Below are 20,125 nucleotides of genomic sequence, written 5' to 3'. Positions count from 1 at the left end.
TCAAGTCTGAGCTAGTACAACTTAGCAAAACTAAAGTACAAATGCAGAAACATGTGTTTCAGTAAACTAGGGATTTTAAGATGAATATAAATGCTAATATCATTGGGTATTACGTAGTGTTTTCAATTTTTCTAGCACTAACCTCTTATTTTTTATTGAAAGAAAGCCGTAGATCCCCAAGTAAAGATGCCTTGGTTATTCTACTTTTAATGGTAGTTCCTCCCTTTAGCTTTGTAGCTTTGTGTATTTTTTACCTAAAAAATAATAAGGTTAACTAAGTCGTACATCATCTTGATTTGAAACGCATCTCGATTTGTGATGCGTTTTTTACTTAATTGAAACTAGTACATCGCTCTTTTCCTCAGGGCAAGAGCATGGAAAAGCATCATAAATTCAAGACATTCTCAAGGTAATCTGTACTGCGCATCGCTTTCTTTTGCTTTGCAGGCATGCCTTTCTTAAAACTTGTTTTGCTTTTAAGTGATTAAATGCGATATACCTAAGCCCTGCGAACACTGACGCAGCTCCTTCACGCCTAATTCTGCAGTCATCTTCTCTGAAGGCATTTCCTTGTTTCATTAAAAACGTAATACTTCTTTACTTCGACATTATTAGGATTTTTAAACGTGGGCTTGAGAGGTACAGTGTTCGTAGTGGTTGCCATAATCTTTCCTTTGTATAGAGGTCTATTACTAGACAATGATGTATCGCCACACCGCGCAGTTAACACCTTCAATAAAGATTAAGAATAAATTATTAGGAATTAAACTACAGCTTGTCTTTTGACGATGGGTTAGCTACAACGGCTAGTTTGCACATTAATTTAAAAATTAATTGTGAGCTTGATGGGTGTAGCGGCAATTATGAGGGATTGTAATTACGGCACATTACAGAGAGGGAGCTGCGGCTGTGATCACTCAGTCAGCTCAATAGAGGTACTGTCTTGTGTCGTGGTATTGTCGACCTGCTTAGCTCTGTCTGCTTTAGACACGTAACGTGGTTTATTACTTTTATGTAATTTTGCATTCGCACGTTTATCTTTCTTTTTAAGCTTTTCGTAAATCTTCTTTTTACGGTTCATTAATGACTCCTTATGTTTAGATTGCGCATTGTATTGTGAATGAGTGAATAATGGAAATTATGGCGAGATAATTTTTTATCATGTTCCTTTTTTACGTTTTTATGTGTTTTTTATGTTTTTTTTTGTAATTTATTTTTTACTTTAAGTTGCTGTAAATTCGAATAATTGCAAATATCAACATGACAGCGATGTCTTTTGACTGTTGCTGAATTGTGATCACGGTGTTATGTTCAGTTCCCCTTTCGGGGCATAATTCTAGGGGAAATGATGATTTATAAAAAAAATATACTTGCAGCTGCAGTGCTTTCTGCAACATGTGCAGCCAATGCAAATACAGCACCAACACAAGAGTTAACAAAAAAAGATCCACTGACATTTCAACAGTGGCATTTACAAAACACCGGTCAAACTGGCTTTTCTTTATCGGCTGGCCAAGTAGGTGAAGATCTTAATTTAGATTTTTCAGACCGTATGGGCATTAAAGGCCGCGGTATCACAGTATCAGTTATTGATACGGGCGTTGAGATTTCTCACCCAGATCTCGTTAACAACGTTGTACCGGGTTCTAAAAACCTAGTTGACGGCAGTGATTTCCCTACAGATAACCATGGTCATGGTACAGCGGTTGCGGGTTTGATTGCGGCTGAAGAAGGTAATGGCCTTGGTGGACGTGGTGTAGCACCTTATGCAAACTTAGTTGGTTTTAACTTTTTAGATGAGCAATCAGTAGCCTCATGGATGGTGTCTCACGGCCTAAATGAAGATTTCCGTGCACTTGATCGCTTTACAGATCCTCGCGTATTTAACCAAAGTTATGGTAGTACGCCTTCTGCCCCTGTTGACGGTACTTTAGCAAACAACCCGCGTTTTGCGCTAGAAGAGCAAGTAATGCAAGACATTACACTTGATAGCCATTGGGGTCGTGGTGCGGTATATGTTAAATCTGCGGGTAACTCTTTCAGAAATTACAACGCCTATATTCAAGGTACTCGTTTTTTAGTTTTACCTTATGAGAACAACCAATTCTTTAATAACCAAGGGCTGCCATTCCACGATGCGAATATTACGTCAAGTAATACCACTAATTGGAACCTAGTCGTATCAGCATTGAATGCTGATGGTAAGCTATCTTCATACTCTTCTGTAGGTGCAAACGTGTTTTTATCAGCGCCAGGTGGTGAGTATGGCCAAGATAGACCTGCAATGGTTACTGTTGATTTAACGGGCTGTGATAAAGGTAGTAATGTTAGTGGCGCGCATAAAAATGCGTTACATGGTGGTGCTGAATTAGACCCTAATTGTGACTATCGTGGCACAATGAATGGTACGTCATCAGCTGCACCGAATGCATCGGGCGCAATTGCAACTGTGATGTCTGCAAACCCTGCGCTTGATGCTCGTACTGTGCGTCATATTTTAGCATCAACGGCACGTAAAACTGACCTTACGCATGATGGTGTATCAATTAACTTTGAATCAGCCACGGGTGAACAAGTTAGCTACGATGCAATCCCTGCATGGCAAACAAATGCAGCAGGTTATAACTTCCATAACTTTTATGGCTTAGGTGCATTTAACATTGATGATGCTGTATATAAAGCATTATTCACTGGTGTTTCACTGCCTGAGTTGCAAACAACGCAGTGGCAGTTACAAGAAGCGAATGTTGCTATCCCAGATGCAAGTTTAGCGGGTGCACAAAGTACAACGGTTGTTGAAGAGAATTTAACGATTGAAGCGGTTCAGTTGAAATTGAATGTTGACCATGAGCGTTTACGCGACATTGCGGTAGAACTCACTTCACCATCAGGTACTCGCAGTGTGGTTCTAAGTGCACGAACTGGTTTCCTAAATGGTACAGATGGTGGTTTCACTAACACTATTATGCTGAGCCATCACTTCTATGGTGAGCAATCTCAAGGTAACTGGACAATCAAAGTAATTGATACTGATAAAGGTACCAGCAGTACTTTAATCTACAACCAAAATATTGGTTTGTTCAGAACGAATACTGCTAACAATACCGTAGATGGCGTATTGAAAGATTGGTCTTTAAGAATTTATGGTCACTAAGAGGTAGATGCATATGAAACAACTATTAGTAATTGCTGCAATGACAGCATCTTCAGTGGCATTAGCAAACACTGCCGTTTCAAATGAAGAATTGGCTCAGCATTCTGTGCAAGATGTGAGTGTGCTACTGGCACTAGGTGGCCAATTTGGTACTGTCAATGACGGCCAAAGTGTTGAGAAAGGTCAGATCATCGTAGGTGAAAATGGCCTCAGTGCTTACAAAGCAACGGGTGAAGTGATCATTGAGCTAGCGACATTTGCAGATGCAGATAAAGTGGCTGCAGCACATGGTCTAACGCTTAAACAAGCGTATAAGTCATTCTATGTTGTGACGTCTTCACAGACAAACTTGACTGAAGTGGTAAATACACTGCGTCAACAAGGTACAGTTATTTCCGCTAATCTTGGTTTAATTGACTTAGGGACTAAAGTTAATTAATTTATTAATCATTAAAGGCTTAAGATGTTTGTCTTAAGCCTTTAATTATTAAGGTTTTTTAATAAGGCACTGCCATTTCTATTTTTTCACACACTTTCTGATTATTTCTTCGATTGCACCCATATTTTCATAAGTAAGCGAATTAATTGGCGACATTGAACAAGACATAGACCGTATCGCTGGAATGAGTGGTCAAATAGCGACGGCCTATAATCAACAAAGCTTTGTTTCTGAGGAGCTTAATAAGAAATGTTGAAAATATTAACATGGCAGGTGCTAAAATGACTGAAGGGGCAGGGTAAACTTCAATCGCCTGTAATGAAATAAGCCCATTGGCGCATGACTTAAAAGGGCGTGTTGAGCAGTTTAAAGTGCGTTAGATTTATGCCTTAATACTGACATATATTTATATAAAAAATGTGTTTGGTGGATCTCCACTGAGCACATTGTCTTTTTATTTTCGCGCCAGTGCTTTTAATTTGAGCTTAATTAAGCAGTATCAATATTTATGCCTTCAGCTTCTAATACGGTTTTTGCATTAGCGCGCTCTATGACTTTTAGTTATGTCGTTTGAATCGTTTCATCTTTTTTTGCATCCATATCACTTAAAAACGTTTGAGTTTGTGGGGGGACACCGGCTTCACTGATAAATTCCACTACGACTTTGTTAGCAAGTTCAGTTGATTGCCCATAATATGCGAGTGAAATTTGTGGATATCCTTGAAATCCATTTTTAACTTTTTTGGCAATACGTTTTGTTGATTTATCTAAATTCATCACTTTTACTCATAAAAATAAATATATAGAATTTAGTTTATAAACTCTAACATATACATTGTGTTTAATTATAAAGTTTAATGTACGCTATGTGAGTTAATCATTACAGGGTTTTATTTTAACAATTTATTGCCAGATGCTGTATAAGCGCGTTTTCAGTGCGCTTATACAGCATCTGGTCTCTAAGAGGTTGTTGGTCAGCTCTGGGCTTTATAGTTTGGGCTCAGTTGTGAAGAAAAACGTGGTTTTCTTACCACTAAATAGACTGCAAGTGCCGCACAGATAAAGCCACATATACCGTATATATCAAATGTTTCGTCAAAAGCGGCCCATGCTTGCAATGCAGTGACTGGAGGAACTAAATAAAAGACAGACGCCACCTTCTCTGATTCGCCTTCTTTGACCATGTATAAAAGCAGCAATATTGCCGCAACCGAGAGTACCAATACTAACCAAATGAGTGTGGCAATAAATTCAGCTGTCCATTGCACCTGCATCGTTTCAAATGACATTGCCCAAGGTATGAATAAGGCACTCGCAGCAATGTATTGCACCATGGTACCGGCAACCAAGTCGACATTTTGACAAAAGCGTTTTTGATAAAGCGTCCCTAATGTGATCCCCAAAAGTGCAAGAAGACTCATCCCAATGGCAAAGTGACGGTGTGCGGTATTTTGCCATTGGATATTTCCGTGTAGTACTAATACGATTGCAACAAAGCCTAATAGTAAACCGACCCATTGTGTTGTTGAGAATCGCTTATTGGAGAAAAGAATAAGCAAAAATGCTGTGAGTACTGGCTGAATACCGACTAAAAGCGCATTGAGCCCTGCAGGCATACCAAGCGATAGCGCTTTAAATGAGCCACCTAAATAAAGGCCGTGTATTAATAACCCAACAATACAGCTATGCCAAAACACTTTACCTTTGGGTATCTGCGTCTTTAGAAGTGCGACTAAAGCAATAAAAAATAGTACGTTAATACACATACGAATACTCAAAAATGTGGCAGGTTCAGCATATGCCAGTCCAAACCTTGCCCCGATAAAGCCCGATCCCCAAAGTAGTACAAATATAAAGGGAATAAGTTTTATGATCATAGAAATAACTCTGGCTTAAAGAATACACATGCCGTAACTTTAAGTGGGTACAGAGCAAAATAATAGGCACAGTTTTGAATATTTTAAAGGGTACAGATGGGTGCGTAGCGACACCTAAAGTAAGTGCATTTAAGTATCGTCAAGTTATGAACTATATAACAGATGCTATTGAGCAAGGGCGTTTTGAAGCAGATGAAAAGCTGCCTTCGATCAGAGTACTGAGCGAGCTGCTCACCGTGAGTAAAAACTCTGTGATCAAAGCATATGAGATACTAGAAGCACAGGATGTGGTATACAGTGTTGCGCGTTCAGGTTACCGTGTGAATGTACTCGTGAAGCAAGAAAATACGGCGCTTTCCCCTCCAACTGATGTTGATTTATTATCGGTTGCCAAAGCGGTACTGACGGTGTCTAAAGAACGCCATAATATGCCTGCAGGATCTGCACACCCGAGCAGTGAGTTACCAGCGGTAAAGCAGCTCTATGCGGAGATTGGTCGGCATAGCCGTCGGCAAACTCATACTCCAAGTCATTATCAATTGCCTCCTGGAGACACAAATCTATTAAAGCAAGTGACCAAAATAACTGAACAAAATGGAATTACGAGTAAACCGAGCGATATTGTAATAACCAATGGGGCACAGCAAGCTATTAGTTTAGCGTTTAGAGCCATTACGTGCTCTGGAGATATTGTGGCGATAGAAACGCCTTGTTATTTTGGTTTGTTGCTGATGCTTGAATCCCTTGGCTTGAAAGTACTAGAAGTCCCCTGTGATCCAGTCTCTGGTATGGATATTGATGCGTTAGAAAGCGCGCTACAACAATGGCCAATTAAAGCGGTATTGGTTACCCCAAACTTTAGTAACCCTTCTGGCGCATTGATGCCAGTAGCACACAGGAAAAGGCTGTTAGAAGTATGTAAAAACGTTTCAATAATTGAAGATGACGTGTTTGGTGGACTGGCTTATGCTCAGCCTCTACCCAGTTTAAAAGTGCTAGATGAGAACGACTCTGTCATTTATGTGAGTTCACTGTCAAAAACGCTTGATTCTCGAGTACGTATTGGCTGGGTCATTTCTCATAGGCATCAAGCAAGTATTAGTAAGCGACTGATCAGTGAAAGTATGGGGGGGCACAACTTGATCCAGTCTGCAGTCGCTGACTTTTTATCTACTGGAAAATACAGGCAGCATTTAAGGCGTGCTCAAAAATTGTATCAAGAAAATACCCTGCAGTTTTGTAAGTTATTAAGACAAGCGTTAGATAGCCACTGCGTGTTGAAAGGGAGTTACCAACTGACGATGCCTAAGGGGTCATTTTTATGCTGGCTGGTCTTACCGGCCCATGTGTGCGGTTACTATGTTTATCGCCAAGCATTGGCAAAAGGGATCAGTATTCTGCCCGGGCGACTATTTGCGACTGGTCGACAGTTTGAGCACTGTATTCGCTTTAGTCTGGCTAATTTTCATGACACGATACTGTGGCGTGAAGCCATCACTGAATTGGCCGAAATAATTGCATTACAACTTAAATGATTGGTCATTAATCGCATTGTTTTGTATATTGCATACATTAAGTGGTATTGCTAAGCCAGCTTCCAACCTATTGACCAAAACACAATATCATAACAGTGCTAAAAACAATAAAAATCTCAGTACGTTTGTTATTCTAAGGACCTTATTTATGATCAAAAAAAGCTTACTTTCACTGACTGTTATTGCCGTTCTCGTTGGTTGTTCGAGTGAACGCAATTCGTCACTATCGAGTGGAGGTTCTGAACAAGTCATAAGTCGTGCAACTGTTGATACCGTTGTAAAGCAATACACACGTGACTTCATTGGGCATCAACCTGGGCTTGCGACATCGCTAAAACTGACGGATGAGCAATATGGTCGTTATTCTGATCGGTTGCCAAATTATTCTGTTGCAGGTATGCAAGCGTTACAAATTGATATGAATAAAGCGGCAGAACAGCTTAAACAGCTGCAAAGTGAAAACTTATCGCCAAGCGATAGATTACATGTGAGTGTTAATGAAGTTATAGCGCGCTACTATGCAGGAGATGCAAAGTTTAGAGGGGGTTATATTGATACTTGGGGTGGGCATTTACCTTACATCATAAATCAATTAGCAGGCCCTTTGGTTGAGATCCCAAATATTTTAAAAGAGCAGCATGGGATCAGTAACGCATCTCAGGCAACAGATTATATAAAGCGCCTTTCAGCGTTCGCTGTGTTAACCGATCAAGTAAGAGAGAAAGCACTGGCGGATGCAGATAAAGGCGTTATTTTACCTAAACCACTATTTGAAAATACCTTTGGTTACCTAAATAACTTTATAGCCTCTACCGCTGGTGAGCATCCATTGGTTACGTCATTAGCTGAGAAGTTAGAAGGGGCACAAGGACTCGATGAACCCGCTAAAGCTGTATTGGTAAAAAAAGCACAGCGTATTGTGGAGCAAGAGATTTACCCTGCCTTTACCCGTGTAATTAACACGATGAAAGAATTAGAAAATAACGCGCCCACTGAGGTCGGTATTTGGGCACAGCCGAATGGAGAGGCATTTTACCAGCATGAAATAACCTATCTGGCCGATTCGACGATGACCGCTGAACAAATACATGAGGTTGGTCTTCAAGAGGTATCACGTATTACTCAGCGTATGGATGAGATTTTAAAAGAGAACGGTTATCGCGAAGGCTCTGTGAGTGAGCGAATGCAAAAGTTGAATGATGAACCACGATTTTTATTCGCAGACTCTGATGTAGGCCGAGAAAAGTTACTGACCTTTTTACGGGGCGAGATTGCAACCATTAACGAAAATGCCCCGAACTTATTCTCTACCTTGCCACCACAAAAAGTAGAAGTAAAACGTATTCCAAAAGAAGTTGAAGCGGGAGCACCTGGTGGCTATTACTATGGTCCCTCATTAGATGGGAGCCGCCCTGGAGTATTTGCTATAAACTTAAAAGATATGAAAGCAGTGCCAAGCTTTGGTTTAAAAACACTCACTTACCATGAAGCAGTGCCTGGTCATCATTTCCAGATTGCCTTAAATATGTTGCAAACCGATATTGGCTTAATGCGTCAAAATGCCTCGTTTAATGCATATATTGAAGGGTGGGCGCTTTACTCTGAGTTAGTAGCTTATGAAATGGGCATGTATGAAAACGACCCGTTTGGGGATTTAGGGCGATTACAAGCAGAAGCATACCGCGCTGCACGTTTGGTGGTTGATACCGGGCTTCATTATAAAAAATGGACTCGTCAGCAGGCAATCGAATACTTTGCGCAAGCGACGGGCTCTGCGATGAGCGATGTAACCTCTGCGATTGACCGTTATATCGCATGGCCTGGCCAAGCACTTGGCTATAAGCTCGGGATGCTGAAGTTGGTTGAACTACGCAACATCGCACAAAATGCGCTAGGTGAACAGTTTGATATAAAAGCGTTTCACGACGTCATCTTATTAAAAGGTGCAAGGCCATTGGCCATTGTCGAAGCTGACGTGCAGCAGTGGATAAAGACGCAAAAATAGATAATCAATACGATAATTGTTAACGGGGGCTTAGCCCCCATTTTTATTGAAGGGAACCAAGTGAAAAGACTTTCTTTATGTGCGATATCGCTGATTGCGTGCAGTGTGCAGGCAACGTTACAAGACACCAGTAAAAGGGTTGCCGATTACGCAGTGGACACCTATCAACAGGCTCAGATCCATACATTGTCGAATATGGTGTCGTTTCCAACCGTTAATGTGCCCGGCATTAAAACGCCTGATAACCCGCATTTTATTGGCTTTAAACAGTTATTAAAAATGAAAGCAGCTGAGCTGGGGTTAGACTACCAAGATTTGGGTTACACGGTATTAATTGGACTCGGTCAGCAAGGTGAAAAAGTGACCGTTGTGACGCATGGCGATGTGCAACCAGCAGATCCTAAAAAGTGGCAAAAAAGCCCGTATTTATTGGATATGACATCTGAGCCTGGCAAGCTGATTGCGCGGGGGACTGAAGACGACAAAGGTCCAATTGCGACGGCGCTGTATGCGATGAAGGCAATAAAAGACCAAGGTATTGTACTCGAAAATCGTATTGAGTTAATGATCTATTTAGCTGAAGAATCTGATTGGGCGCCGCTTAAAGCGTTTATGAAAACTTATGAACAACCAAAATATGCCATTACGATTGATGCCAGTTACCCAGTGGTGGTTGCAGAAAAAGGTTGGAGTCTAGTTACGCCAACCTTTGATGCACCTTCTGCGCAAACCAAGGTGTATGTATCACAGCTCGAAGGTGGGGCATTTAAAAGTCAAATTCCCGAAGATGCCAGTGTGATGGTGCATAATGCCAGCAATGAAATAATGGCAAAAATAAAAGCAAAGGCGGATGAGCTAAGTACGGCTAAGTTCGAGTTTATCCCTGTTGATGGTGGAGTGAAGGTACTCAGCAAGGGCGTCTCTGCACACTCTTCAGAGCCTGCTTCTGGGGTTAATGCCATAACGCATTTGGCAGCGTTGTTTAGCGAGGTAAAACTTGAAAAGAACAGTGATGGGCAAGCAATTACCTTTATTAACCAGTTAATTGGCTTGGACTTACATGGTAAGCAGTTTGGTGAGATTGCTTATAAGCATGACTTTATGGGGCCGATGACAGTGTCACCAACTGTGATAGAACGTAAAGGAACAGCCATTGAGCTGGCGATTAATTTACGTCGACCAGTTGGCAAAGAAGCTGTTGAATTATCAGAGCAAATTAATACGGCGCTAACTCAGTGGCAAAAGCAACATGGTGTAACGCTTGCAAATATAGAAGTGTCATTGGGTGAACCCATGCTACTAGATAACGCACCGCATGCACAAAAGTTACTCGATATATTCAAGCACTATACGCGCGATGAAGAGGCGGGGTTTGTCTCTATTGGTGGCGGCACCAATGCTAAGTTATTTGATAATGCAGTCAGTTTTGGCCCATCTATGCCTGGCAAAAAGTATACTGGTCATTCTGAGCATGAATATTTAACGATTGAACAGATCGAGTTAAATTTGCGTATGTACACCGCGATGATGATTGAACTGGGTAATATGTAAGCCGTCGCCACGCTTTGATGTTGAATCCGGATCTTAGCTGAGTGGTGATTAAGTTTTATATGGTGAAGCCCGTATCAATACATGCGGGCTTTGCTATTTTATACTCAAAGCCATTCAAACTGTAATCCACTGTAATACCAAAATGACATTTTACTTGCTAAAACCATAAAATGCATAGGGGCTTAATACACCATTGGCTATGCATTTTTAAGCAGCAGGAGCTAAGTATGTCAAATTCAGCAAGTGAACAACAACCGTCACAAAGAGTACTAAAAAAAGCAACGGGTTCAGAAGAAGCACTCGGGCCTTTTACTCATCTTCCCGGCGTATGGAAAAATACTGGACAATTGAGTGGGCATGGGTGGAATATGATAGCCCTTCCTTTTCCGACTGGTGAACTTAATTATCGACTTTTAAATAATCAGTATAACGAAACACTCACTTTTCAATTAGTGGATAAAAATGTGCCAAATAGAGGCATTAATGGCGACCAAGAAGTAGAAACAATAGATTATGTTCAGCAAATAGAGCAAATTGCCGCTGCTGACTTTCCCGATTCAGGGCTTGCTGGCGGCGCAGGGCTTGCTATTCATCATGAACCAGGGCTGTGGTTATATATGAAAAACCACACCACGGACGACTTAAATATTGCTCGCCTTTCAAGTATTCCCCATGGGGATTCATTAATGGCTTTGGGTAAAAGCGCACAGAGTAAAACCGGGTTTGAAATACCGAAAATAAGCGGTTTACCTATTGGCGTGGATCAAAACTTAGAAGCTAACCCTTATTTGAAACCTTATCTGCATTTTCACAATAACTTATTTGAAAATGTATTTGACCCAACTCAGCCCAATGAATTACTGAATAAAGCAATTTTACCTTTTTTTCAGCAAGGTAAAATCGCCAATGTCACGCAACTAAAAGTGGACTCAACATTAGCTTCTGGGGGAGTAAATAATATCCCTTTTGTGGTTCGTCAAGCGAATGCGGGACAAGTTGAAGCGACGTTGTGGATATATGAATTAACAGAAAAACACCCCAACGGTGAACCTAAGATGTTATTACAATATTCGCAAATTGTGATGCTGGATTTCTTTGAGCGCAAGGGGGAGCAAGGCTTAATTCGATGGCCTCATGTTAGTATTAATACGCTTGAAAAGCAGCCCACAAGTTAATCTATTAAGTTGGAGGTTCTTTATACTTGCGTGCTGGTAATTATAAAGAACACAGTAGCTCTGTAGGGAGTGTGTGTAATAATTTAATAAATACACAGTGCGATGAATTATAAGTGGCGACACATCAGGCACCTCTCTTAGAGTAGAGCAGTTTCTGCTAGAGCTGGGTTCAGGGTTTACCTTTATTGCACGACAAAAGCGCATTCAGATAGACAATGATGATTTTTATATTGATTTATTGTTTTATAACCGCAAGTTAAAGCGGTTAGTTGCGATCGATTTAAAGCTCGAAAATTTAAACACAGCCATAAAAGTCAAATGGAGTTGTATTTGGGTTGGCTCAATAAATATGAAGTAGAGGAAGGTGAAAACTCCCCTTTAGGGATCATCTTGTGCACCAGCAAAAAGCAAGAGCAGATCGAACTACTCAGTTTGGATAATGGCGATATCCATTTGGCCGAGTATTTGACCAATTTAGTGTCTATGGCGCAGTGGGAGCTGCGTCTCCATCATTCTATAGCCAAAGCAAAACAGCGCTTAGATTTACACTATAAAGATACATAGAATACGCCAAACTTGTTATTCTTATAAGAGCTATCAGCTTTTTAAATATTAGGTAAATATACTAAGGTGAGTTTTTATCAAGCGAAGCGAGTATTTAATCAAGTATGGATCCCAAACACCTCGTTCCTCAGTTTTGGGATGACGACGGGGTGAGTTTTAGCTTAAGTGTAAGCGCAGCAGCTTTGTTGTTTTTGCTTTTTTATTTAAGAGCATTTTACCGTGTGGCTCAGCTTTGCTCGTGGTTAAACTGTCAACTGATTCGTCGTCCTGAAAAGTGAGGCACGAGCTTGTTCAGGATCCAGTAAATACAACACGGTGAATTTGATACAGAGCGAAGCGAGTATTTGGCTAAATTTGGATCCCAAACACCTCGTTCCTCGGTTTTGGGATGACGACGTGGTGAGTTTTAGCTTAAGTGTAAGTGCAGTAGCTTTGTTGTTTTTGCTTTTTTATTTAAGAGCATTTTACCGTGTGGCTCAGCTTTGCTCGTGGTTAAACTGTCAACTGATTCGTCGTCCTGAAAAGCGAGGCACGAGCTTGTTCAGGATCCAGTAAATTTAACACGGTGACTTTTATAAAGAACGAAGCGAGTATTTGGTTAAGAGTAGCGCCCAGACACCTCGTTCCTCAGTTTTGGGATGACGAAAGGGGGAGGTGTGAGCGGAATTTAGTGCAAATGCTTTGTAATCGAGATGCTGTTACATATTTCATCGTCACTGAAAAATGTGTTTAATCTCAAAACTACCTTTAACTGAATTGCGACAGTAATAAAAAACGGTGCTAAATAGCACCGTTTTGGTTGTTATATCTCTTTTCAATTAGCTGCGAAAGAGTTAACCCACAATGATAGTTTTATGCTTTACCATTTGGATCGAGTGTTTTTGAAATCAAGTAAATAAGCTGTTCTTTATGTGCCGCACTAACGGTGTCACCTTTACGACGCTTAATCATATCTTTAATTTCTTTTAAATTATAACGAGCTAATGCTTGAATGCTTTGTACACTTGCACCACGTTTGTCGTTGCTTGCAATCTTAATTAGACGATTCACGTATTCACGTTGCAGGTTACGTCTGAAACTATTAACGTCTTTTTTCGCATCAGCTTTGAAAATAGCATTGGTTAATTCAGTAAACACTTCATCTAATTTAAACTGATTACCATATAGTTCAGTATCAACAATACGCTTTAACACAACAGGGTGCAGTACGTGGTTTAGCACTGACTTTTGTGTGCGTAATGCCATATCGTGGAATTTTGGATCTTCTGTTTTTGCGTAGTTAAAGAAGAAACGACGTTGAATTTGTAAGTGCTGAGCTAGTTCTTGGTCAACAGAGAACGCATCTGGTGCAAAAACAAAATCGCTCAGTACTTGCATTGCACGTCTTTGCTCTTGCTCTGGTACCGGTGTGAATGGTGTTTGAGCATTTTCTTGGCCTGCAAATCCGCGGTCGACGTAAACACCACCAATATAACGTGATACGACGTTTACATTGTTGTGGTACTCGCGAGTGAGTACTGCATAATCTGTGACTAAACCTTGATAAGACTGACCTTCCACAACGGAACGTTTTAGTAAGTCTGAAACTAGGGTGTTTACTCTGTCTAAGCGGTCATTGGCATAGCCAATTGCGTCATTTGATAAATCATAAATATTTACACGAGGATCAATTGCTTTGCCAGGTGAACGCATATCATCGGCATCATTACCAAAGGCATTTCCTGGTTCAGTTGAACGCGCTAAAATTTTATTTAAGCGTTGTTGCTCAGCTTTTGCGTCGTTCAGTGACTCAGAGTAACCATATTCAATAACCCAATCATCATAAGGGCCAGTCATGGTGGTGTAATATAAGCCTTGTTTTTTGCCATTTGGTGCAAAGTTGATCGCAGGGTACTCCATTACCGAGCCCGTTAATGGCAAGTTGTCACTTGGCATAATTGATTGCACTTTGTCTTTTGAATGCAATTGGCTTGAGCGCATGTTGTGGTTTAAGCCTAGCGTATGACCTACTTCATGTAATACTAGGTAATGCAAGTACTCATCAACAAAACGAGATTTGTCTGCAGCGCTTGCCCCTGAGGCATTTAAAGCTGCTTGGCCAAATTGTGCAGATTCAACAAGCGCAGAATGATCATGATGATGTTCAGCTGCGTTTGCACTGTGTTCACCACTGAACAAATCAAGTGCATTTAAACGACGTGTAAAGCCAGACAGCTCTAACATCACATCGGCACCTAAAATTTGGCCAGTTTTAGGGTTGGCAAAGCTAGGGCCATAACCAGAAAAGCGTACTTTTGGAGACGATGTCCAACGTAATACATTGTAACGTAAATCACCGGCATCCCAAGTGGCATCATCAGGTTGTATTTTAACTACAATGGCATTTTTGAAGCCCGCTTTCTCGAAAGATGGGTTCCATGCTAGGGTTGCTTGTTTAATGATGTCACGATATTCAACAGGGGTGGTATTTTCAATCCACCACACGATAGGTTCAACGGGCTCAGACAATGCTGCACTTGGATCTTTCTTTTCTAAATACCAGCGGTTAATAACATCACGATATGGTGTTGGATCTTGTAGTGCCGTCATATCGTATTTAGTTTGACCAAAATAACCGACGCGAGGGTCGTCAAAACGCGGTTTAAAGTTATTTTCAGGCATAGCCACTAGGCTGTGACGTATATGCAGGTTGATGCTGCGATCGTCTGTGAATGCAAAATCAGCGGTACTTGGGCGTGAAACACTTGGTCTCATTGGTGCTGCACTGTCGTAAACATACTCAATACTTAAATCAGTATTTTGCGGGTAGTTGTATAGTGCGAGGTATTTTGTTTTATCTTTGCTTAGTTTACCTAAAGTACGACGCTGACCCGGCTTTTGTTTTGGATTCTTTGATGGCTTAATTTGATCAAGCGCTTCAGTTAAAAAGATACTTTTTGCATCGATGAGAATATCACCGCTCTTTTCATCTTGTGCTTTTATCTTAACGCTGGCGATAATCGGTCGATTGATGTTGGCGTTTTTTGCGCCACTTATTGCATTACTTGGGTCGAAGTAAAAATGTTGGTTTTCTGCTCGGATCTCAATACGGTCAAAAACTCGATTGAAAGTGTAAACAGAGCTGCCACGGTAACCGCCTCTAAAACCAAAATCACCAGAGCCATCCATAATTTGAGAGAAATGAATGAATTCGCTGTTGAGTTGCGATTCGTTTAATTTAAGTAGTACAGAGCCTGACTTTTTATTCTGGAATAGCGTAAAAAGACCATCGTGCTGAGTATGGTTTCTAGTGAGCTCTGCGATCGTTTTTTGTTTTTTTTCTTCCGCTTTTGTCGCATTTTTATCGGCTGCAGTGACTTGCGCACTATACAGTGTTGTGCTCATACACGCAGCAATGCTTAACGCGAGAATTTTTTTATTAAATGTCATAATTATTCCTAACAGGTACAGTGTAAGAAATATAACTTTTTATGTGCGTTAGAGGTAGTGATGTAAGGTGAGTTTCATAAAAATACGGTGAATATGATTGTTTTAGTGGTAATTAAGGGTTATTTAAAGTGATCCGCGATACACAATCTTTAAAATATAGAGACCATGGATACGCTTAGAGGCATCAACAAAGGCGACCGATAACTCGCCTTTGTTGCATGAGTTTTCGGTTTATCGAAATAAGTTAGGTTAACACCAGTAATGGTATTTTCATCAAAACTTTTTTCAACAGGTGCTTGATATGTCATCATTATCGATTTCTCTAATGAACAGATATACAACGCTTGAATTCATCTTTGATAAAATAATGTGTTGTTAATAATTTAGGGGGGTGTTTAGCGCGATCCGTTCCTTTGAACTAAAAGTCACTTACTATACACAGGGGAGAATACTAAGCTGTACACAAAGAATGCGGACCCGTGTTGTTGGGGGTTTTTGGATAAGTATATACGTTGTGTATAAATAAAAACATGATTTAAGAAAAGTAAGGAGTTCAAATGAAGTTATCATTATACCAAGTTGATGCATTCGCGAGTAACCCATTTGAGGGTAACCCTGCTGCAGTTATTCCATTAGATACCTGGTTGGAAGATGACTTACTACAAAAAATTGCTGAAGAAAACAATTTGTCGGAGACTGCATTTTTTGTGCAACATAAAGAGGGTTTTCAGCTACGTTGGTTTACACCTATGGAAGAGGTTGATTTATGTGGTCATGCAACGCTTGCAGCAGCGCATGTCTTGTTTACGCATTTAGGATATGCACTGGATCAGGTATGCTTTTTAACGCGCAGCGGCTCGCTATACGTGCGCAAAACATCGCAAGGCTATGCAATGGACTTTCCGGCAACAAAAATCGATGTGATAGGAGCGCCAGAGGCATTATTGAAGGGCTTAGGGAATTGTGAACCAAGGGAAGTTCGTGCGGGGTTTGATTATGTTGTGATACTCGAAAATGAAGCCGCAGTAAAAACGTTAGTGCCGGATTTTAGTGCTTGGCATAGTCTTGATAAACGAGGCGTTGTGGTCACTGCAAAGGGCGACAAGGTGGATTTTGTAAGCCGCTGCTTCTTTCCTAAGTTACGCGTAAACGAAGATCCAGTAACAGGTTCGGCACATTGCGAACTTGCCCCTTTTTGGGCGCGTGAATTGGATAAAACTGAGCTTACGGGAGTACAGCTTTCAGCGCGTACCGGGACCGTTGAGTGCCAAGTTGTTCATGAAAGGGTTGTACTGTGTGGTCAAGTTGCAGATTATCTCACTGCAGAGATATCACTTTAACGATATGGTTTGATATTTAACCCACGGAGCTTTTCCACAGATATACAGCCTCGTGGGTTAATAAAAGGAAAACTTACTTCGTTGCTTTGTATTTCAAAGTAACATTCTTATAGGGGAATATACCGCGTATGCCAAAATGCCATGTGCCACTCTGAGCATTATTTAAGGTACATTGCTCGTTGCTCCCCCACAGATATGGACGACAATCAAAGCTCAAAAAATAGGGTTTTTGATTGTGACGAACATACAGATCAGCCTCACCTTGCCCTTCAATACTCACTTCAAGTGTTTTGTAGCCTTCGGGCAGCTCAATAGAAAAGCGTTGCCACCATAGCCAACCGTTGATATTGGTAAACTCACCTTCAATGATATCTTGGGTTGGTGTGGTATTAAGCTCAATCACAATTGGGTCATGATCAGATGAACGATAAACATGTTCGGCGTATAAACTTGCTTTGTGCTTGTCTGACTTATATTCAGTATTGTAATCCAGTGCAGCTGGCTCATCGGCATTAATATGCCAATCAGAGGTTGCAATGACTTTATTCATCATAGGTGTACTGGCAAAAGCATGGTCAAGGCTACCGATACGGCCTTTATACACGTATGAGTAATCGACAGTGTTGCCATTTAATTGCTGTTTAATATTGGTATACCCTTGCTCTGTGAAAGTACGAATAGGGTCTTCTTGTCCATAGGCATTGATATCGCCCAAAATCAGAGTGTCTGGGTCTGATAAGCCGGTTGGTTCTGTCGCAATCCATGACGATAGTGCTTTTACTGCATTGATACGAGTCAAGTTCCAACAACCTTGGCCGTCATTTTGATCTTGGTCTAAGCCTTCTGCACGGCTGCAACTTCCCTTAGAGCGTAAATGCGTGATCACCACATTGAACACTTCTTGGCTTGAGAGAGATTCAAAAGTCTGCATGACGGGTGGTCGATTACCGTAGTCAAAAGGCACCGCTTCTGTGAACGAGGCTGTACCAACTTCTTTCACTTTATTACTTCGATAGATAAGTGCAGACATGATGGCGTCACCGCCCACTTGCGCTGTATTTAAATTTACATAGGAATATTGATTAGTGCTGTCTTGCTCATTAAGTGCAGAAGTTAAGTCGGCCAATGCACTGAGTTCGTCAAATCCATCATTTTCCATTTCTAAAATACCGATAATGTCTGCATCGAGTGCAAGCATGGCATTGACTGTTTTTGCCTTTTGGCGGTCAAATTCTTCTTGGTTGTCTGCGCCTCGAGGGGTAGGAAAACCACCACCTTGGCCATCACCATTAAAGTAATTCAGTACATTGAAGCTTGCAATACGCAAGTCACCACGCTCTGTTACCTGAGGGGTTTCAGTACGAGGGTTTTGCTGTGTGAAATTAGGTTGCTGTGTTGGGTGAACACGATACTGACTATAACCAAAGCCAATTACACCTTGAATGTTATTGACCTTGTCACCGAGCCTTAACGTATTATATGCGTCTAGTTCAGGGGTTGGATAGGGGATCACGTCAGGGTTCTGCGTTGTAATACTGTCGTCTAGTGTGAGTTCTTTTTGTTTATTTTGTGCTTCTAACGTATTGGCAGCTTCACCCGGTAAAGCAAGTTGAGTTGATTGATATAACCGCTCACTGGCCAATTTAATTTCGCCATAGCGCTTTAAGCCATAAGTGTCATTGACGACTAACTCATTGGTTACATTAACCAGCATGCCTTCATAGGCTTCGAGGCTCGGTAAAACGGGCATTGTGATATCTGTAGTTATGACGGAGGCTGCGCCACAGTTAATGATGCCGTTGATTGATGCAAGCTGAGTTTGCCCATATTGTTCTTGCACGATACCTGAAACTTTAATGATATCTCCTGTGGCCACAGAGGTATCAGCGTATGATATGAATATGCCTTCAGAGGTAAGTGGATCATTGTCGTATTGAGTCGGCTCTTCTTGAAGGAAAAAGCCTTTAAGTTGCTCATTGCCTTGTAAGCTGAGGGTAACTATACCTTGGATCTCTACGTATTCTCCCACCATTGGGCTTTCTTGATCAGCGCCTTGAACCCGATTTATTAAGGTGTTGTTGTCGTTACAAACGAGTGTGGGTGGCTCAGGTGGTTGTTCACTGTTATGCAGCCCAATATTAGAGAAGTCATCTTTTGCTAATGCGGTCCACTGTTCAGAAGGAACAAAAGTATCAGTATCGTTAGTATCGCCTTCTACTATTGTATTTATACGTAATAGTGATCGATCTTTTGTACTCACGCCTGAGTCAGACCAACTACTGCCCGGATCAACTCCTTTTTGCCCTAAACTGTCTATAACATTATCACCTTGGCTCAAAACAACCGCATCATCACCGTTATACCAGCTGCCGCCTGATAGTAATTGTGCTTTATCTGCTAGTTCAGCGGTGGCACTCGAGTGAGCGACCACAAACGTGCTTTTTGGCGCGATAGTGCCCTCTAGGTCAATTGTTCTGCCAGCCGTTGTTTTACCATTAAAGTAATATGACAGGGTGTGCCCAGCTAAGTTGATTGGCTCAGCACCAGTGTTATACAGCTCAATAGCCTTGTTATTACTGCTTCCTTCCACGTACTCAGAAATTATGAGTTGTGCTTGCGTTGGCAAGCATATCGCTGAAATCAGCGATGCCAAAACTGCTTTTTTAAACATTTTATTATAGTTCCCGTGATTGATTTATTATTTTGAAAATAAAGTTTTACTAGCATATTCTACTTTATTTTTGTTTCTAAAATGTGTCAATTGTTTTTGTTTTGTTCTTTATTTGGTGTTTTTATAGATGGTTTTAGGTTTTTTACTCTTTTATCTTATACACAGGAGTGGGTAGTTGGGTAAGGATGAGGGGATATGTAACGTCTTCATTATTGAGACATTACACCGTATTTATTGCACATGGTCAAAATTTAGATTGTTATGTTGAAATATTACTCGTTGAGATAACTTGTCTGTTGATTAACAAGCTAAATAACCTCAGGTCTGGATAAGCGAATTTGCGCAGTAAAGCTATTTTTCTCACGCTCGGCGTTGCTTTTATTTG

The 20,125-nt window shown here is 40.9% G+C and carries 13 protein-coding genes and 1 pseudogene; 8 read left to right on the top strand and 6 right to left on the bottom strand.

Annotation, left to right across the window (positions count from 1 at the left end):
* Positions 1-913: 913 nt before the first annotated feature.
* Complete coding sequence (locus tag CWC18_RS19875; protein WP_138592219.1) at positions 914-1,081, bottom strand: DUF2986 domain-containing protein; 168 nt, start codon at positions 1,079-1,081, stop codon at positions 914-916.
* Between the two features lie 267 nt (positions 1,082-1,348).
* On the opposite strand from CWC18_RS19875, the gene CWC18_RS19870 reads away from it, so the two are divergent.
* Positions 1,349-3,154 (top strand): S8 family serine peptidase, encoded by a 1,806-nt coding sequence (locus tag CWC18_RS19870; RefSeq protein ID WP_138592218.1) that lies wholly within the window; start codon positions 1,349-1,351, stop codon positions 3,152-3,154.
* A 13-nt stretch (positions 3,155-3,167) separates the two neighbouring features.
* Entirely contained in the window at positions 3,168-3,593 is a 426-nt protein-coding gene (locus CWC18_RS19865; RefSeq protein ID WP_138592217.1) for a hypothetical protein, read from the top strand.
* A 561-nt stretch (positions 3,594-4,154) separates the two neighbouring features.
* Here CWC18_RS19865 and CWC18_RS19855 read toward each other — a convergent pair.
* Positions 4,155-4,373: a hypothetical protein gene (locus tag CWC18_RS19855; RefSeq protein ID WP_432760771.1), complete on the bottom strand. Its 219-nt coding sequence runs from the start codon at positions 4,371-4,373 to the stop codon at positions 4,155-4,157.
* 194 nt (positions 4,374-4,567) lie between these two features.
* Entirely contained in the window at positions 4,568-5,470 is a 903-nt protein-coding gene (locus tag CWC18_RS19850; RefSeq protein ID WP_138592216.1) for a DMT family transporter, read from the bottom strand.
* Positions 5,471-5,544: 74 nt separating this feature from the next.
* Here CWC18_RS19850 and CWC18_RS19845 point away from each other — a divergent pair, with 74 nt between their 5' ends.
* The 5 genes and pseudogenes from CWC18_RS19845 (at position 5,545) to CWC18_RS19825 (ending at position 12,300) form a co-directional block, all read left to right on the top strand.
* A complete protein-coding gene (locus CWC18_RS19845) occupies positions 5,545-7,005 on the top strand; it encodes a PLP-dependent aminotransferase family protein (RefSeq protein WP_249348228.1) in 1,461 nt (486 codons plus the stop codon).
* Positions 7,006-7,153: 148 nt separating this feature from the next.
* The gene (locus CWC18_RS19840) at positions 7,154-9,010 is read left to right on the top strand and encodes a DUF885 domain-containing protein (protein WP_138592215.1); all 1,857 of its coding nucleotides are present in this window, start codon (positions 7,154-7,156) and stop codon (positions 9,008-9,010) included.
* A 60-nt stretch (positions 9,011-9,070) separates the two neighbouring features.
* Positions 9,071-10,561 carry a dipeptidase gene (locus CWC18_RS19835; RefSeq protein WP_138592214.1) on the top strand — a complete coding sequence of 497 codons (1,491 nt, stop codon included), beginning with the start codon at positions 9,071-9,073 and terminating at the stop codon, positions 10,559-10,561.
* Between the two features lie 227 nt (positions 10,562-10,788).
* Positions 10,789-11,736, top strand: a complete 948-nt coding sequence (locus CWC18_RS19830) for a heme-binding protein (RefSeq protein WP_138592213.1) — start codon at positions 10,789-10,791, stop codon at positions 11,734-11,736.
* 106 nt (positions 11,737-11,842) lie between these two features.
* Positions 11,843-12,300 (top strand): annotated as a pseudogene (locus CWC18_RS19825) (PDDEXK nuclease domain-containing protein).
* 852 nt (positions 12,301-13,152) lie between these two features.
* Here the strand turns inward: CWC18_RS19825 and CWC18_RS19820 are convergent.
* Together CWC18_RS19820 and CWC18_RS21145 are read right to left on the bottom strand one after the other, a co-directional pair.
* The gene (locus tag CWC18_RS19820; protein ID WP_138675957.1) at positions 13,153-15,729 is read right to left on the bottom strand and encodes a zinc-dependent metalloprotease; all 2,577 of its coding nucleotides are present in this window, start codon (positions 15,727-15,729) and stop codon (positions 13,153-13,155) included.
* Positions 15,730-15,878: 149 nt separating this feature from the next.
* On the bottom strand, positions 15,879-16,040 hold the full coding sequence (locus tag CWC18_RS21145; RefSeq protein ID WP_171041174.1) for a hypothetical protein: 162 nt from the start codon (positions 16,038-16,040) through the stop codon (positions 15,879-15,881).
* A gap of 246 nt (positions 16,041-16,286) precedes the next feature.
* Here CWC18_RS21145 and CWC18_RS19815 point away from each other — a divergent pair, with 246 nt between their 5' ends.
* On the top strand, positions 16,287-17,069 hold the full coding sequence (locus CWC18_RS19815; protein ID WP_138592211.1) for a PhzF family phenazine biosynthesis protein: 783 nt from the start codon (positions 16,287-16,289) through the stop codon (positions 17,067-17,069).
* Between the two features lie 73 nt (positions 17,070-17,142).
* Here CWC18_RS19815 and CWC18_RS19810 read toward each other — a convergent pair whose 3' ends face one another.
* Positions 17,143-19,740 carry an ExeM/NucH family extracellular endonuclease gene (locus CWC18_RS19810; RefSeq protein WP_138592210.1) on the bottom strand — a complete coding sequence of 866 codons (2,598 nt, stop codon included), beginning with the start codon at positions 19,738-19,740 and terminating at the stop codon, positions 17,143-17,145.
* Positions 19,741-20,125: the final 385 nt, after the last annotated feature.

This window comes from Pseudoalteromonas aurantia (genome assembly GCF_005886875.1).
Lineage (GTDB): Bacteria > Pseudomonadota > Gammaproteobacteria > Enterobacterales > Alteromonadaceae > Pseudoalteromonas > Pseudoalteromonas aurantia_A.
Note: the sequence above shows the minus strand (reverse complement) of the source record. Positions and strands in the feature narration are given on the sequence as shown.

Bases quoted from the DNA above. Each gene is read 5' to 3' on its own strand.
- CWC18_RS19875 (WP_138592219.1), bottom strand. From the start codon at position 1,081: ATGAACCGTAAAAAGAAGATTTACGAAAAGCTTAAAAAGAAAGATAAA.
- CWC18_RS19870 (WP_138592218.1), top strand. From the start codon at position 1,349: ATGATTTATAAAAAAAATATACTTGCAGCTGCAGTGCTTTCTGCAACA.
- CWC18_RS19865 (WP_138592217.1), top strand. From the start codon at position 3,168: ATGAAACAACTATTAGTAATTGCTGCAATGACAGCATCTTCAGTGGCA.
- CWC18_RS19850 (WP_138592216.1), bottom strand. From the start codon at position 5,470: ATGATCATAAAACTTATTCCCTTTATATTTGTACTACTTTGGGGATCG.
- CWC18_RS19840 (WP_138592215.1), top strand. From the start codon at position 7,154: ATGATCAAAAAAAGCTTACTTTCACTGACTGTTATTGCCGTTCTCGTT.
- CWC18_RS19830 (WP_138592213.1), top strand. From the start codon at position 10,789: ATGTCAAATTCAGCAAGTGAACAACAACCGTCACAAAGAGTACTAAAA.
- CWC18_RS19820 (WP_138675957.1), bottom strand. From the start codon at position 15,729: ATGACATTTAATAAAAAAATTCTCGCGTTAAGCATTGCTGCGTGTATG.
- CWC18_RS21145 (WP_171041174.1), bottom strand. From the start codon at position 16,040: ATGATGACATATCAAGCACCTGTTGAAAAAAGTTTTGATGAAAATACC.
- CWC18_RS19815 (WP_138592211.1), top strand. From the start codon at position 16,287: ATGAAGTTATCATTATACCAAGTTGATGCATTCGCGAGTAACCCATTT.
- CWC18_RS19810 (WP_138592210.1), bottom strand. From the start codon at position 19,740: ATGTTTAAAAAAGCAGTTTTGGCATCGCTGATTTCAGCGATATGCTTG.